Annotated in this window: 12 protein-coding genes; 6 read left to right on the top strand and 6 right to left on the bottom strand. The window is 56.7% G+C overall.

Translation table 11 applies throughout. The features are described from left to right. Together polA and queA are read right to left on the bottom strand one after the other, a co-directional pair. Positions 1-2716 (bottom strand): DNA polymerase I (polA, locus tag ACEYDX_RS11890; RefSeq protein ID WP_373742227.1); only part of this gene is annotated, 2716 nt, incomplete at its 3' end. A gap of 579 nt (positions 2717-3295) precedes the next feature. Next, positions 3296-4324, bottom strand: coding sequence for a tRNA preQ1(34) S-adenosylmethionine ribosyltransferase-isomerase QueA (queA, locus tag ACEYDX_RS11885; RefSeq protein ID WP_373742229.1), 1029 nt, complete (start codon positions 4322-4324; stop codon positions 3296-3298). A 454-nt stretch (positions 4325-4778) separates the two neighbouring features. Between queA and accB the strand changes: the two genes are divergently transcribed. The 3 genes from accB to accC are packed head-to-tail and all read left to right on the top strand — an operon-like array spanning position 4779 to position 7079. Next, entirely contained in the window at positions 4779-5252 is a 474-nt protein-coding gene (gene accB / locus ACEYDX_RS11880; RefSeq protein WP_373742226.1) for an acetyl-CoA carboxylase biotin carboxyl carrier protein, read from the top strand. Continuing rightward, positions 5218-5664, top strand: coding sequence for a hypothetical protein (locus ACEYDX_RS11875; RefSeq protein WP_373742225.1), 447 nt, complete (start codon positions 5218-5220; stop codon positions 5662-5664). Before accB ends, ACEYDX_RS11875 begins: the two co-directional genes overlap by 35 nt. Positions 5665-5696: 32 nt before the next feature. After that, complete coding sequence (accC, locus tag ACEYDX_RS11870; protein ID WP_373742224.1) at positions 5697-7079, top strand: acetyl-CoA carboxylase biotin carboxylase subunit; 1383 nt, start codon at positions 5697-5699, stop codon at positions 7077-7079. A 98-nt stretch (positions 7080-7177) separates the two neighbouring features. Here the strand turns inward: accC and ACEYDX_RS11865 are convergent, their stop codons facing one another. The 3 genes from ACEYDX_RS11865 to moaC form a co-directional block, all read right to left on the bottom strand. Continuing rightward, complete coding sequence (locus ACEYDX_RS11865; protein ID WP_373742223.1) at positions 7178-7393, bottom strand: hypothetical protein; 216 nt, start codon at positions 7391-7393, stop codon at positions 7178-7180. Between the two features lie 74 nt (positions 7394-7467). Next, on the bottom strand, positions 7468-8217 hold the full coding sequence (locus ACEYDX_RS11860) for a ThiF family adenylyltransferase (protein WP_373742228.1): 750 nt from the start codon (positions 8215-8217) through the stop codon (positions 7468-7470). Positions 8218-8748: 531 nt separating this feature from the next. Next, complete coding sequence (gene moaC, locus ACEYDX_RS11855; RefSeq protein WP_373742222.1) at positions 8749-9252, bottom strand: cyclic pyranopterin monophosphate synthase MoaC; 504 nt, start codon at positions 9250-9252, stop codon at positions 8749-8751. Between the two features lie 78 nt (positions 9253-9330). Here moaC and ACEYDX_RS11850 point away from each other — a divergent pair, with 78 nt between their 5' ends. From ACEYDX_RS11850 to gyrB, 3 genes are all read left to right on the top strand, one after another. Beyond that, on the top strand, positions 9331-9522 hold the full coding sequence (locus ACEYDX_RS11850) for a hypothetical protein (protein ID WP_373742221.1): 192 nt from the start codon (positions 9331-9333) through the stop codon (positions 9520-9522). A gap of 69 nt (positions 9523-9591) precedes the next feature. Further along, positions 9592-12294 (top strand): phosphoenolpyruvate carboxylase, encoded by a 2703-nt coding sequence (ppc, locus tag ACEYDX_RS11845; protein WP_373742220.1) that lies wholly within the window; start codon positions 9592-9594, stop codon positions 12292-12294. Between the two features lie 755 nt (positions 12295-13049). Further along, complete coding sequence (gyrB, locus tag ACEYDX_RS11840; protein WP_373742219.1) at positions 13050-15437, top strand: DNA topoisomerase (ATP-hydrolyzing) subunit B; 2388 nt, start codon at positions 13050-13052, stop codon at positions 15435-15437. Positions 15438-15518: 81 nt separating this feature from the next. Here the strand turns inward: gyrB and ACEYDX_RS11835 are convergent. After that, a partial coding sequence (locus tag ACEYDX_RS11835) for a type IV secretory system conjugative DNA transfer family protein (RefSeq protein ID WP_373742218.1) occupies positions 15519-16648 on the bottom strand: 1130 nt, incomplete at its 5' end.

The raw sequence follows: 16648 nt of genomic DNA, 5'->3' as shown, positions 1-16648 counted from the left end.
GTTCCGATTCAACTACTTCCAACACCAATTCATCGTGCACCTGCATAATCAGTTTGCTTTGCAGGCCGTCTGCGACCGAAGGAAGTCCCTGTGGGGAAACGAGCCAGTCGCGCACGTTTATCATGGCGCGTTTGATCAGGTCGGAGGCGGTGCCCTGCATGGGGGCGTTGATGGCGGCGCGTTCGGCGCCGGCGCGTTGGTTGGCGTTGGCGGCGCGGATGTCGGGCAGGTAGAGGCGGCGGCCGAACAGGGTTTCGACATAACCTTGCGCGGCAGCCTGTTCTTTGGTGCGCTGCATATAGTCGGCCACGCCGGGGTAGCGGGCGAAGTAGCGGTCGATAAAGTTTTTGGCGGATAGGTTGTCGATGCCCAACGACTTGGCCAGCCCGTATTGCCCCATGCCGTAGATCAGGCCGAAGTTGATGGTTTTGGCGTAGCGGCGCTGTTCGCTGCTGACGCCTTCGGGTGCAACGCCGAACACTTCGGCGGCGGTGCGGCGGTGTACGTCTTCGCCGTTTTGGAAGGCGGCGAGCAGGGTTTTGTCGCCGGAGAGGTGCGCCATAATGCGCAGTTCGATTTGGGAATAGTCGGCGGATACGATCACGCTGCCGGCGGGGGCGGTGAAGGCGCGGCGCACGCGGCGGCCTTCGGCGGTGCGGATGGGGATGTTTTGCAGGTTGGGGTTGTTGCTGGCAAGGCGGCCGGTGATGGCGACGGCTTGGGCGTAGGTGGTGTGCACGCGGCCGGTTTGCGGGTTGATCATCTCGGGCAGTTTGTCGGTGTAGGTGGATTTGAGTTTGGCCAGGCCGCGGTTTTGCAGGATGATGTTGGGCAGCGGGTAGTCGGGCGCGAGCTGTTCGAGCACGGCTTCGTTGGTGGAAATGCCGCCGGAAGCGGTTTTTTTCAGCCCTTTGGTGGGAATGCCCATTTTGTCGAACAGGATTTCCTGCAATTGTTTGGGCGAGTTGAGGTTGAAGGGCTGGCCGGCGGTTTCGTAGGCCTGTTTTTCCAGTTCAATCAACTGGTTGCCGAGTTCGTGGCTTTGGCGGTCGAGTTCGGCCTTGTCGATCTGCACGCCCGTGCGTTCCATTTCAAACAGAACCTGCGCCACGGGCAATTCCATTTGTTCATACATTTCAAGCTGTTGCGCCGTCATACGCGCTTTCAGCCAGCTTTCGATGCGCAGCGCGAAATCCGCGTCTTGGCAGGCGTATTCGGCGGCCTGATTAATCGCAACGTCGGCAAACGAAATCTGCTTCGCGCCCTTGCCGCACAAATCTTCGTATTTTACCGTCTGCAAACCCAGCCAGCGTTCTGACAATTCGTCCAATCCGTGCCCCAGATGGCTTTCGAGAATGTAGGACGCGAGCATCGCATCGCCCGCGATGCCGTTCAGCGCGATACCGTAGTTGGCGAAAACGTGCTGGTCGTATTTGAGGTTCTGGCCGATTTTTTTCAGACAGGCATTCTCCAAATGCGGTTTCAGACGGCCTAATACGTCTTGCAAATCAATCTGTTCCGGCGCAGCGGTGAGGCTGTGGCCGACGGGGATGTACACCGCAATGCCTGTCTGAAAAGCGATGCTGATGCCGACCAGTTGCGCATCCATCGCGTTCAGGCTGGTGGTTTCGGTGTCGATAGCAATCGTGTCGGCTTGCGACAATTTGTCTAGCAGTTCGGCAAACTGCGCTGCGGTGGTAACGGCTTGATAATCCAGCGTTTCCGGCGCAGGCGCGGTTTGCGGCAGGCCGTCTGAAATATTTTCAGACGGCCCTTCCGCTGCCAACGCCGCCTGCTCGCCTACGTCCGCGCTGCCGAACAAATCGTCGCCCTGCGCCGTTTCGCGCATCCGCTCTTCCGCCTCTTTCAGCCAAGTGCGGAAATTCAGGCGTTTGAATTCCACCGCAAGCTGTGTCCATTTCGGCGTTTGGCGGCGCAGACTTTCGAGGCCGTCTGAAAGCTCGGCGTGCAAATCCACATCGGTTTTAATCGTAACCAACTGATAAGACAAGGGAAGCTGACCAAGTGCGGCTTGCAGGTTCTCGCCGACCTTGCCCTTGATTTCCGCCGCATTGTCCATCACGCCTTGCAGCGAACCGTAGGCCTCCAGCCATTTCACCGCCGTTTTCGGCCCGCATTTTTCCACGCCCGGAACGTTGTCCACCTTGTCGCCCATCAGCGCGAGATAGTCGCGGATTTGGGCGGGGTGCACGCCGAATTTGGCCTGCACGCCCGCGATGTCCAGCGTTTCGCCGCTCATCGTGTTCACCAGCGTAACCTTGTCGTTCACAAGCTGCGCCATGTCCTTATCGCCTGTGGAAACAACCACTTGCAATCCGTGTTCCGCCCCCTGCCGCGCCAGCGTGCCGATCACATCATCGGCCTCCACATCAGGCACCACCAGCACCGGCCAGCCCATCAGCCGCACCAAATCGGGCAGCATTTCCGCCTGCGGACGCAGCTCGTCCGGCATCGGCGGCCGCGTGGCCTTGTAGTCGGCAAACATGTCATGGCGGAAATTTTTCCCTTTCGCATCAAACACCACCGCACAATAATCGTGCGCATAATCCGCGCGCAGACGGCGCAGCATGTTCAACACGCCGTACATCGCCCCCGTGGGCGTGCCGTCCGGCGCAGTCAGCGGCGCCATGGCGTGAAAAGCGCGGTAGAGGTAGGAAGAACCGTCGACGAGGAGGAGGGTGTTGGTTGCGGACATAATCGGGCCTTTGGTCAGAGAGACGGCACGCGCAAGCGCAGGCCGTCTGAAAATTACAGATGGAACGATTATAAAGGATAAGGCCGTCTGAAACATTTTCAGACGGCCTGTGTGCCAACAAGCGGTGTTCGGACAGGCTCGTAGGTACGGTTAGCCGCAGTAAGCGGCGTAACCGTACGAAGTACGAAACAGAGCGGATTAGTGGTCGTGAAGCTGGTGGTGAATAACCGAAACGGCCTTGCGTACGGTTACGCGCGGATGGCCGCGCTAACCGTACCTACACGGTATGTGGGTGTTGTAGGGTAAAAACCGGAAATGAGGGGACAAAGATAAGGCCGTCTGAAAAGTGGAACGGTTTTTCAGACGGCCTGTTGTCCGCAAGCGGTGTTCGGACAAATTTGTAGGTACGGTTAGCCGCTATAAGCGGCGTAACCGTACGAAGTACGAAACAGAGCAGGTTAGTGGTCGTGAAGCTGGTGGTGGATAACCGAAACGGCCTTGCGTATGGTTACGCGCGGAAAAGCGCGCTAACCGTACCTACATGGTTGCGGTTGCCTTAACTGTATCTGCCTGTCCGGTTTATTCCGCCCGACCGAGAATCATCGCGTCGCCGTAGCTGAAAAAACGGTATTCGTGTTCGACGGCGTGGCGGTAGAGTGCGTGGATGTGTTCCGTGCCTGAAAATGCACTGACGAGCATCAGCAGCGTGGATTTGGGCAGGTGGAAATTGGTAATCAGGCGGTCGCAAACGTTGAATCGGTAGCCGGGCGTGATGAAAATATCGGTGTCGCCCGTACCTGCTTTCAGGCGGCCTGTTGCCCGGGCAGCGGATTCGAGCGCGCGCATGGATGTGGTGCCGACCGCCCAGATTTTGTTGCCGCTCTGTTTGGCTTCTTTAATCAAATCAACGGTGTGCTGCGGCACGTCAAACCATTCGCTGTGCATTTTGTGTTCGGCGATGTTTTCCACGCGCACGGGCTGGAATGTGCCTGCGCCGACGTGCAGGGTCACTTCCGTTGTGTGTATGCCTTTGTTTTTCAAGGTGCTCAGCAGGCCGTCTGTAAAATGCAAACCGGCCGTCGGTGCGGCCACCGCGCCTTGGTGTTTGGCGTAAACGGTTTGGTAGCGGGCATCGTCGCTGTCGTCGGCGGCGCGTTCGATATAGGGTGGCAGCGGCAGCTTGCCGTGTTGTTCTAAAATTTCGTAAATCGTTGATTCAACGTAAAAACGAAGGCGGAACAGTTCGCCTTCCCGCTCTTCCATGACGGCGCGGATGCCGCCTTCGAACACCAATTCCTTTCCCGCTTTCGGAGATTTGGACGCGCGGACGTGCGCGAGCGCGGTATGGTTGTCCAACACGCGTTCGATCAGGGCTTCGATGCGTCCGCCGCTGGCTTTTTGTCCGAACAGCCGCGCTTTCATCACTTTGGTATTGTTGAACACCAATACATCGCCCGCCGCGACGAAATCGGGCAGGTCGGCAAAGGTTTTGTCTTCAAAACCACGGTCGGGTAGCGCGGCCAGCAGGCGGCTGGTGCCGCGCTGTTCGGGCGGATGCTGGGCAATCAGGCGGTCGGGCAGGTGGAAGTCGAAATCGGAAATGTGCATGGCGGGACAGGCCGTCTGAAAAAGAAAGGGCGTATTATATAGCGGAACGGCCGCAGTCAGGCGGGCTGCGGGCATCGGCCGTCCGTTTGCCTGAACGGAAAAGGTGCGGCCGTATCGGTCGGCGGCAGGAACACGCTGCGGACAGGCGGTGTTTGCGAAACGGTGTGCCCGCGTAAAAATATGTGGATGAACGTTGATGCGGCGGCGATGGCGGGGATGTGTTATCCGCCATGCCGTCTGAAAACGGGTTTTCAGACGGCATGGAATGCGGAAAATCCGTTTCAAAGAAGTTCCGCGTAAAAACCGCCTTTTTCTGATATTTTACTGGACATTTACAGGCAACTTCGGGACAATGACCGAACAGTAAATTTTAAAACCGATTATCCCAATATTGTCCGATGCCGTCTGAAAAACGGGGTCGGAAGGTTCACAATACCCGTGTAAAGGAACAGCAATGGATTTACGCAAATTAAAAAAACTGATTGATTTGGTTGAAGAATCCGGCATTGCCGAAATCGAAGTAACCGAAGGCGAAGAGAAAGTCCGCATTACCCGCTCCACCGCGCCCGCGCAAACCGTTTATGCGCCGGTTCACGCCCCCGTGCACCACGCTCCTGCCGCCGCCGCTCCGGCTGCTCCCGCGCCCGCTGCAGCTCCTGCCGCCGCAACGGCTGCACCGGCCGCCCGCGATTTGTCCGGCGCGCAGAAATCGCCGATGGTCGGCACGTTCTACCGTTCGCCCGGCCCCAATGCCGCGCCTTTTGTGGAAGTCGGCCAGAGCGTCAACGCGGGCGACACGCTGTGCATCATCGAAGCCATGAAGCTGATGAACGAGATCGAAGCTGAAAAATCGGGTGTGGTCAAAGAGATTCTGGTGGCCAACGGCACGCCGGTTGAATACGGCGAACCGCTGTTTATCATCGAATGATTTTCAGACGGCCTGCCGCCGTGTGCCGGTATTGCGAGCCGCTCATTTCAGGGTGCCGATCCGCTCGCCCAACGACCTGGAAAAAGCATTGCTGCGTGCCGCCGAGTGTATCGATAACGGCGTTTTGACCGATATTACAGTCCCTTTTCATGAGTTTAAACACGGTTTGATTGTTTCAGACGGCCTGAGCCGCAATGTCTGGCCGCCCGAATCATTTGACGGATGCCGTTATTTTTCAACCGATAAATCGGGCAGGCGCAGGGTAACGGGCGGCTGGAATGATATGGTGTCCCATCATTTTTTATGCCGGTATTGCCGTACCGTTTTTCATCTCGGTGCCGAAACGTATCACGGCAGCGGCGGCGCTTGGGAATGCGAAGGCGTTGCGCCGACTGATTTTCAGGCCGTCTGAAAGCCGTTTCCTTCATCAAACAGGAAAAAACCATGCTGAAAAAAGTTTTAATCGCCAACCGCGGCGAAATCGCACTGCGTGTTTTGCGTGCCTGCCGCGAGATGGGCATCGCCACCGTGGCCGTACATTCCGAAGCGGATAAAGACAGCCTGCACGTCAAGCTGGCCGACGAATCCGTGTGCATCGGCCCGGCTGCTTCCGCGCAAAGCTATCTGAATGTGCCCGCCATCATCGCTGCCGCCGAAGTAACCGGCGCAGACGGCATCCACCCGGGCTACGGTTTTTTGGCCGAAAACGCCAGTTTTGCCGAACAGGTGGAAAATTCGGGCTTCGTATTCATCGGCCCGCGTCCCGAAACCATCCGTCTGATGGGCGACAAAGTTTCCGCCAAACACGCCATGATCGAAGCGGGCGTGCCGTGTGTGCCCGGTTCGGACGGTGCGTTGCCCGATGATGAAAAAGAAATTCTGAAAACCGCCGACAAAGTCGGTTTCCCCGTGATTATCAAAGCATCGGGCGGCGGCGGCGGACGCGGGATGCGCGTGGTCGAGAAAAAAGAAGACCTGCTCAAATCCGTGGAAATGACCAAAGCCGAAGCGGGTGCGGCGTTCGGCAATCCGATGGTGTATATGGAGCGTTACCTGCAAAAACCGCGCCACGTCGAAATCCAAGTGTTGGCCGACGAACACGGCAACGCCATCTATTTGGGCGAACGCGATTGCTCGATGCAGCGCCGCCACCAAAAGGTTATCGAGGAAGCGCCTGCACCGGGCATTACCGAAGACGAGCGCAAAAAGATCGGCGAGGCCTGCGCCGCCGCCTGCAAACGCATCGGCTACCGCGGTGCGGGCACGTTTGAATTCCTGTATGAAGACGGCGAGTTTTTCTTCATCGAAATGAATACCCGCGTTCAGGTGGAACACCCCGTAACCGAACTCATCAGCGGTGTGGACATTGTGAAGGAGCAGTTGCGCGTTGCCGCAGGGCTGCCGCTGCAATACAAGCAGAAAGACATCAAGCTCAAAGGCCATGCGTTTGAATGCCGCATCAATGCCGAAGATCCCTACAACTTCATCCCCAGTCCGGGTTTGATTGAAAGCTGCCATCTGCCCGGTGGCAACGGCATCCGTGTGGACAGCCATATTTATCAGGGCTACCGCATCCCGCCGTTTTACGACAGCCTGATCGGCAAAATCTGCGTACACGGCCATACCCGCGAAGAAGCGATGGCGAAAATGCGTGTTGCGCTGGCCGAGCTGGCGATTACCGGCATCAAAACCAATACGCCGCTGCACCGCGACCTGTTTGTCGATGACAGCTTCGCCGAAGGCGGCGTGAGCATCCATTATCTCGAGCATTGGCTGGAAGCACGCAAGAAAGCCAAAGAGCAGGAGAAGGAAAAAGCTGCGAAGTAAACGGTTTTCCGTCGCATGCTTGAACACCGAAGGCCGTCTGAACAATGTTTTTCAGACGGCCTTCGGTGTTTGTGGGGCAGGTTGCGTTCGGCGGGCGTTCAATGACCGAGTATGTCGGTTGGAAACGGGCGGAACAGGATTTCGGAACGGAGCCGCCGCTTGGGGGGCTTGGTTTTCATGGATGGCGTTTGGGGATTGCGTGGGCAGCACAGGTAGGGCGGATTTCTCCAACTTTCGTCATTCCCGCGCAGGCGGGAATCCGATCCCAAACGATGGGTACCGGTGTTTTTCAAAGGAAACCGGAGTTTCAGCATCTGGATTCCCGCCTGCGCGGGAATGACGGTATGGGTGTTCTCGGTGCATTATTCCAACACAGCCGGAACATTGTTCAGACGGCCTTACCGCATACGCGGCATTGCGGATTTTTATGAAACGCAAACTGCTGCCATTCGCCCGAAAGCGCGTTGTAGGTGTGCAGCACGCCGTGCCGTGCCGTGCCTGCGCCGGTCAGGAGATTGACGGTTGCGGCGGCTTGGGCGGTGCCGATGATGCCGACCAGCGGGGAAAATACGCCGAACAGGGCGCAGGAGCCGTCGTCGGCGTCCCCGCCGTCGAACAGGCAGGCGTAGCATGGGCTGTCTGGCAGGTCGGGGCGGTACACGGCGAGCTGTCCTTCGAAACGTGCCGCCGCGCCCGAGACCAGCGGCGTTTTGGCGGCGACGCAGGCACGGTTGACGGCTTGTCGGGTGGCGAAGTTGTCGCAGCAGTCGGCAACGGCATCGGCCTGTACGGCCAGGGTGTGCAAATCCGCTTCGGTCAGGTGTTTGCCCAAAGCCGTGATGTGCACGCCGCTGTTGAGCTGTTTCAGACGGCCTGCCGCCGCTTCGGCTTTGTTTCTGCCGATGTCGGCTTCGGTAAACAGGATTTGGCGTTGCAGGTTGGTTTCGTCAACGGCATCGCCGTCGGCAATAATCAGGCGGCCGATGCCAGATGCGGCTAAATAGGGCAGGGCGGCGGAAGCCAGCCCGCCGCAGCCGACGGCCAAGACGGTGGCCGACAGCAGCCGTTCTTGGCCTTGGATGCCGATTTCGTCAAGCAGGATGTGGCGGCTGTAACGCAGGAGTTGGCGGTCGTTCACGGCGGTTTGGAATAGTGGTTGCAATGCGGGGATTGTATAGCGAAAGGCTGTGTTTGGATATTGAGTTGATGTTTCATTTTCTGTCATTCCTGCGCGTGTGGGAATCCATATTCGACATTCGCAAGTGATTGTTCAACATAAAAATACCGGATTCCAAACATGGGTTCCTGCCTACACGGGAATGACGGAACTCGGAGAGGTTTTTTTACCTGTATGCCGTCAATGCAATATCTGCCACGGCTTGATGAAACCGACGATAAGGGGTGCGGAGATTTTGTGTCAGGCCGTCTGAAAACCGGTTATTGTAGATGGCAGGCTATGCGGGCGGTTATGTTTGCGCAGGCGGGAAATGGAGGCGAAGAAATGTTTGCCTGTGATTCGGGCGGTTGCGAAGAGCTGCATGGATTGGGGTTTGCATGGAGGCGGCGGGTATTTTTAGGTTTAACGTATCGGTTGAAACACGGCCAAACCAAAAACTGCCTGCGGACAAGGTGTCCGGCAGGCGGTTTTTCAGGTGTATTGTCAATGCTGTCAGAACTCGATGTTCTCGTAAGCGTCGTCAAACAGGAAGTTGCCGCTTTTGCCGCCGCTTTTTTCTTCGAGATGCACTTGGGTGATGGTCATGCGTTTGTCGACCGCTTTGAGCATGTCGTAGATGGTCAGGAGCGCGATGTTGACGCCCATCAGCGCCTCCATTTCCACGCCGGTTTGCGCCTGAGTGCTGGCGGTAACGGTGGCTTTGACGCGGGCGAGTTCCATGTCGATGTCGAAATCGACGCGCACATGGCTCAGAGACAGCGGGTGGCAGAGGGGAATCAGGAAGCCGGTCTGCTTGCAGCCTTGGATGGCGGCGATGCGGGCAACGCCGAGTACGTCGCCTTTTTGGGCGGCGTTGTCGGCCAGCAGGCGGACGGCCTGAAGGCTCATGTTGATGACGCCGCTTGCGCGGGCGGTGCGCTCGGTGGTTTTTTTGCCGCCGATGTCGACCATATGGGCTTCGTTGTTTTCGTTCAGGTGGGTAAGGTTTTCTATCATGATGATTTTCCTGACAATGTATCGGCGGGAATTGCCGTTGTTATATGTGGACGGCTTACATTTTAAGATATTTTGGGCATGGCGACTATCACGGCGGCGATAAACCTTCCGTTTTCGTTCCGATGTGTGGCGGAAATCCGCAATGGGCGGTATCCGGACGGTCCGCACTGCGCAGGCCGTCTGAAAAAACAGGCCGGATTCGTGTCTGCCGTTTTTCAGACGGCCTGTGCCGCATGGGTTACAGCAGGCTACATCCGCCTGCCCGTATAGCCTGTTCAAACCGCTTGCTATACAATGGCTTCCGGCCTTTTGAATATCCACCCAACCGGGAGCGAAACCATGCAGCTTCACATTCTAAATAATCCGAAAGACGCGCCGCTGGCTGCGGACGCCGAGTTTCTGAAACAGTCTTTGTTCAACCTTCTGCACAACGAAGCATCGCCTGCGGTGGTGGATGCGGTGAAGGCGTTGTCGTCGTCGGACGACAGCGGCGCGCTGGTGGCCGATTTGCTGCCGCGTTTGGACGAGGCGGAAACGCACGATTTGACGCTGGCCTGCGGCCTGTTTGCGCAGATTCTGAATATCGCGGAAGACGTTCACCACGAACGGCGCAGACAGTTTTACGAAGATTCGGGCGATTCGGGTGCCGAAGGCAGTTTGGCGGAAACGGTGCGCAAACTCAAAGCGGGCGGAGTGAGCGGCACGGCTTTGCAGAAGCAGCTCGACGAAACGCTGGTGGCGGCCGTATTGACCGCGCATCCGACCGAAGTGCAGCGGCAGGCGGTGTTGAACTTCAACCGCCGCATCCGCGCGCTGCTGCCCCTGCGCGAGCGTGCCACCAACGCCGAAGCGCTGTCGGAACTGCGGCGGGAAATCGATGCCCTGCTGCTGGCTTTGTGGCAGACCAGCGAAACGCGCCATTTCAAAATCACGGTGGAAGGCGAAATCAACAACGGCGTATCGATTTTCCCGATGAGTTTTTTTCAGGCACTGCCGAAACTCTACCGCAGCATGGAGCAGGAATTTCAGACGGCCTATCCCGACATCCGCGTGCCCGAGCTGCTGCAAATCGGCGGCTGGATAGGCGGAGACCGCGACGGCAATCCGTTTGTTACCGCCGAAACGCTGCGTTTCGCCTTCCGCCGCGGCGGCAATGCGGTGTTCCGCCACTACCGTGCGGAACTCGACGCGCTGTATCAGGAACTGCCGCTTTCCGTCCGCCGCGTGAGCGTCAGCCCCGAGTTGCAGGCCTTGTCCGACAAATCTCCCGACACCGACATCGCCCGCGAAGAAGAACCCTACCGCCGCGCCATCGCCTACATCATGGCGCGCACCATCGGCAAAGCCCGCCAACTGGGTATGGGCATGGGCTGCTATTTCGGCCTGCTCGAACCGTATGAAACGGCTCAGGATTTCATTGCCGATTTGAAAACCGTGCAGGATTCGCTGCGCGGCAACGGCAGCGCGCTGCTGGCCGAAGGCCGTTTGGCCGACCTGATCCGCACGGCATCGGTGTGCGGTTTCTACATGATGCCGCTCGATTTGCGCCAGCATGCCGACAAACACGCCGAAGTGGTGGCCGAACTGTTTGCCAGCGCGGGGCTGGAAGACTACGCCGCCTTGTCCGAGCAGGACAGGCAGGCCGTTTTGCTGCGCGAGCTGCAACATCCGCGCCCGCTTTACAGCCCCTTTGTTACCTACAGCGAGCATACCGAACGCGAGCTGGCCATTTTTGCCGAAGCGCGCAAGATTAAAAACGAATTCGGCGAAACCGCCGTCAACCAAAGCATCATTTCCAACTGCGAACGCCCCAGCGACCTGCTTGCGCTCGCGCTGCTGCTCAAAGAATGCGGCCTGCTGACCATCGAAAACGGCAAGCCGAAAAGCCGTCTGAACATCGTTCCGCTGTTCGAAACCATCGAAGCGCTCGAAAACGCCTGCCCTGTGATGGACATCATGTTCAGCCTGCCGTGGTACCGCGCCTTCATCGAAAGCCGCGGCAACATTCAGGAAATCATGCTCGGCTATTCCGACAGCAACAAAGACGGCGGCTACGTCAGCAGCTCGTGGGGGCTGTATCAGGCCGAACTCGGACTGGTGGAGCTGTTTGAAAAACACAATGTCCGCATGCGCCTGTTCCACGGCAGGGGTGGCAGCGTCGGCCGCGGCGGCGGCCCGTCGTACCAGGCCATCCTTGCCCAACCCGCAGGCAGCGTGGCCGGACAAATCCGTATTACCGAACAGGGCGAAGTGATTACCGCCAAATACGCCGACCCGGGCAACGCCCACCGCAACTTGGAAACCCTTGTCGCCGCCACGCTCGAAGCCAGCCTGCTGCCCGACCGCAAAGATCCCGACCGCGACATGATGCAGGCACTGTCGGAAAGCGCGTTCCAACACTACCGCGCCCTGATTACCCACCCCGACTTCATCGATTATTTCCTGCAAACCAGCCCGATTCAGGAAATCGCCACGCTCAATCTCGGCAGCCGTCCCGCCAGCCGCAAAACATTGGCGCGGATTCAGGACTTGCGTGCGATTCCTTGGGTATTCTCGTGGACGCAAAACCGCCTGATGCTGCCCGCATGGTACGGCTTCGGCACAGCCGTCGAAAGCTGGTGTTCAGGCTCGGAAGGCCGTCTGAAAACCCTTCAGGAACACGCCCGCAGCAACCCGTTCTTCCAAGCCATGCTGTCCAACATGGAGCAGGTGATGGCCAAAACCGACCTGAACCTCGCCGAAGACTACGCTGCCCTGAGCGAATCGCCCGACAAAGCCGCAGAAATATTCGGCATGATTAAAGACGAATACCTCAAAAGCCGCCGCGCCCTGCTCGACATCCTGCAAACCGGCGAACTCTTGAGCGACAACCGCAGCCTCGCCCGTTCGCTTGCCCTGCGCATCCCGTATCTCAACGCGCTCGGCGGCCTGCAGGTCGCCCTGCTCAAACGCCTGCGCAAAGACCCCGACAATCCCCACCTGCTGCAACTCGTCCACCTGACGATTAACGGCGTGGCGCAAGGGTTGCGGAATACGGGCTGATGTTTTGGCGGTGTTTGTTCCTTCCGCACAATAGAAAAGGCCGTCTGAAAAACCTTTCAGACGGCCTTGGTTTTGTTGCGACAGAAACTGCATCGGCATTATTGAGACGGCTTAATAAAGCACAGGGTGTGGAATCGGAGAGGGGATAGGAATCAGATCCTCCCGTGGCAGCGGAAATTGTGGTTTGGGTTCAGGAACAAGCCATGGCCATCTCGGCATAAACGGAGGCCAGAATAATGAGCCGCCACTGACTTGCTCAAGTTCTTTTGGGTCAATTGATTTCATGAATATCTCCTAAATTTTACATTGTCAAAAATTAAATTCCGGATTTGAATCCGGTATTCAGTGAGACCGAAAGCCGGATGAAATGTTTGTTAAAATCCGGGTTGTATTTGAAATTGTAAATTAAATTATTATTACGATAACTGGGTTTTAAAATGGTAACGGGCTGAAATTTTGACGAAAATCCTTTGCTCGGCCAAAAAAATCGGAGTAAAAACGAAACGGCAGCAGGTTGGCAGCCACTCGTTTGTTCGGAAAAACAATGGATATGCCCAATGTATTTCTACATCCGTCAAAGGCCGTCTGAAACACTTTCAGACGGCCTTGTTTTATTGGGTAAAAACGCTGATTTAATATGCCGGATGGGGTATAATTTACCTTTTGTCGGAAGCCGTTTCCCGCAGCATTCCGCCTGCGGCGGAAACCCCGTTTTCAGACGGCCTTCCCCATACCAATCAGCAAGAAAAGAACTTATGACGCAACAGAAAGAAGAATACGGCGCAGACAGCATCCAAGTCCTCGAAGGCTTGGAGGCGGTGCGCAAACGCCCGGGTATGTATATCGGCGACACGCAGGACGGCAGCGGCCTGCATCATATGGTATTCGAAGTGCTCGACAACGCCATCGACGAAGCCCTGGCCGGCCATTGCGACAAAATCAACGTGGTCATTCACGCCGACAATTCCGTGAGCGTGGCCGACAACGGTCGCGGCATGCCCACCGGCATCCACCCGAAAGAAGGCCGTTCGGCGGCGGAAGTCATCATGACCGTGCTGCACGCGGGCGGTAAGTTCGACAACAACAGCTACAAAATTTCAGGCGGCCTGCACGGTGTGGGCGTGTCGGTGGTAAACGCGCTGTCCGACTGGGTAACGCTGACCATCCACCGCGACGGTAAAGAGCATTTCGTCAAATTCGTCCACGGCGCGGCGGAAGAGCCGCTGAAAGAAGTGGGCGCGTCCGACAAAAAAGGCACGACCGTGCGCTTTCGCGCCAGCGAAACCACGTTCGGCAACATCGAATACAGCTTTGATATTCTGGCGAAACGCATCCGCGAATTGTCTTTCTTAAACAACGGTGTAGATATTGAGTTGACCGACGAGCGCGACGGCAAACACGAAAGTTTCGCGCTTTCAGGTGGCGTGGCCGGTTTCGTGCAGTACATGAACCGCAAAAAAACGCCGCTGCACGAAAAAATCTTCTACGCGTCGGGCGAAAAAGACGGCATGGGTGTGGAAGTGGCGATGCAGTGGAACGACAGCTATCAGGAAAGCGTGCAGTGTTTCACCAACAACATCCCGCAGCGCGACGGCGGCACACACCTGACCGCGCTGCGCCAAGTGATGACGCGCACGATAAACAACTACATCGAAGCCAACGAAATCGCCAAAAAAGCCAAAATCGAAACGGCGGGCGACGATATGCGCGAAGGCTTGACCTGCGTGTTGTCGGTGAAACTGCCCGACCCGAAATTCTCGTCGCAAACCAAAGATAAGCTGGTTTCCAGCGAAATCGGTCCCGTGGTGAATGAAGTCATCAACCAAGCCTTGACCGAATTTCTCGAAGAAAACCCCAACGAAGCCAAAACCATTTGCGGCAAAATCGTCGATGCCGCCCGCGCCCGCGAAGCCGCGCGCAAAGCCCGTGAAATCACGCGCAGAAAAGGCGTAATGGACGGCTTGGGCTTGCCCGGCAAGCTGGCCGACTGTCAGGAAAAAGACCCTGCTCTGTCAGAGCTTTACCTCGTCGAGGGCGACTCGGCGGGCGGTTCGGCCAAACAGGGGCGTGACCGCAAATTCCAAGCCATTCTGCCGCTCAAAGGCAAAATCCTGAACGTGGAAAAAGCCCGTTTCGAGAAAATGCTTGCCAGCCAGGAAGTCGCCACGCTGATTACCGCGCTGGGCGCAGGCATCGGCAAAGAAGAATTCAACCCCGAAAAACTGCGCTACCACCGCATCATCATCATGACCGATGCCGACGTGGACGGCGCGCACATCCGCACGCTGCTGCTCACCTTCTTCTACCGCCAAATGCCCGAACTGGTCGAGCGCGGCTACATCTACATCGCCCAGCCGCCGCTCTACAAAGCCAAACACGGCAAGCAGGAACGCTATCTGAAAGACGAGTTTGAAAAAGACCAATGGCTGCTCGGCCTCGCATTGGACAAAGCCAAACTGGTTTCAGACGGCCGCACCATCGAAGGCGAAGAACTGGAGCAGGCCGCCAAGCAGTTCCTGCTCGCCAAAGCCGCCATCGAACAGGAAAGCCGCGTCATCGACAATCTGGTGCTCAACGCCCTGCTGCACACCGAACCCGTAAGCCTCGAAACCGCAGACAGCACCGACGAAGCCATAGGCCGTCTGAATGCCCTGCTCGACGAAAAAGAAGTCGCCCTCGAGCGCGTCGAAGGCAGCGAAGGCCACCACTTCATCAAAATCACCCGCAAGCTGCACGGCAACGTAATGGTAAGCTACCTCGAAGCCAAATTCCTGAACAGCAAAGCCTACCAGACCATCAGCCAAACCGCCGAACGCCTGCGCGAACTGTCCGGCAAAACGCTGACGCTCGTCAAAGGCGACAACGAACAGGCCGTTTCCGGCTTTGAAGAAGCCCTCGACACCCTGATGACCGCCGCCCAAAAAGGCATGAGCATCCAGCGTTACAAAGGCTTGGGCGAGATGAACCCCGAACAGCTTTGGGAAACCACCATGGATCCGAACGTCCGCCGCCTGCTGAAAGTGCGCATCGAAGACGCCATCGCCGCCGACGAAGTGTTCGTCACCCTGATGGGCGACGAAGTCGAACCCCGCCGCGCGTTCATCGAAAACAACGCACTTGTCGCGCAGAACATTGATGCGTAAAGGGTTTTGAGGGTTTAAGTTTTAAAAAATCTGTTGTGAAAACAAAGGCCGTCTGAAAGTTTCAGACGGCCTTTTCTGTTTTCATACTTCCAATGGTTTCACGGCTGCAGGCTGTCGCACCCTAGATGTAAATGTTCTGTCCTGATAATACCGAATCTTCGATACTTTGGCAGGATGCGCCATACCTTCGTAGATAATGATTTCGCTGTCCTGACTCATGGCCTTCAGTTCCTGCGGCAGCATCAGCGCACGGCGTTCTTCGCTGATTGATACGCTGCGCTCACGTCCTCTGCTGACGTTTTGGCGGCGTACGGTGGTATAGCCGAGCATTTCGGAATATTCGTTGGCATCCTGCTGTTCTCTCGGTGTGTAGATGATTTGCAGGGCGTGGTTGGTAACGATGGTGCGGGCGTATTCTCTGCCGTAAACGGCATCCAATTGGGCGATGGATTGGATGATGGGGAACAGCCGGATGTTGTAACCCGCCATATAGCTGACGGCATGGGCGATGATATCGACACGTCCGATGCTGGTGAATTCGTCCATCAGCAGCAGGCATTGGTGCTGCAATTCTTTATTGTCTTGCGGCAGCTGCTTGGTATTTTGGTTGATGAGTTGCGAGAAGAACAGATTGACGATAACGCGGGATTCGGCCAGTTTGTTCGGCAGGATGCCGATGTAGATGGTCATTTTCTTTTTGCGCACGTCGGTCAATAGGAAATCGTCGGCAGAGGTGGCGGCATCAATAACGGGGTTTATCCAAGGGTTGAGCGGTTCTTTGAAAGTACCCATGATGGAGCCGAAAGTTTCTTTTTCTTGGGAAATCAGACCGGCAAAGGCGGTTTTGGCGGGGTCGCTGAGAAAATCAGCCTGTGACAATCCTTGGAAATAGTCTTTTAATTCTTGGCCGTTCCCTGAAGACAAGCGGTAGATTTCGCCCAGCGTACAGGCAGGTTTGACGGTCGCTTGTTTGGGATATTTTGCTTTGTACTGTTCGTGTTTTTCAAAGCAGTAAAGCGCAAAAGCCAAAAACGCATTTCTCGCCTGCGATACCCAAAACTTGTCCCTGTTGTCGCCGTCGGGATAAAGCATAGCCGCAATCGCCATCAAATCGGAAACCCGCTGGTTTTTGTCGGAAGACACATAAGTAAACGGATTCCAGCGGTGGGTTTTGCCGTCTTCGGCAAACGGATTGAACAAATACACTTCCT

The sequence above is a fragment of the Neisseria sp. genome (assembly GCF_041804105.1).
GTDB lineage: Bacteria > Pseudomonadota > Gammaproteobacteria > Burkholderiales > Neisseriaceae > Neisseria.
This window is presented reverse-complemented; position numbering and strand designations above follow the sequence as displayed.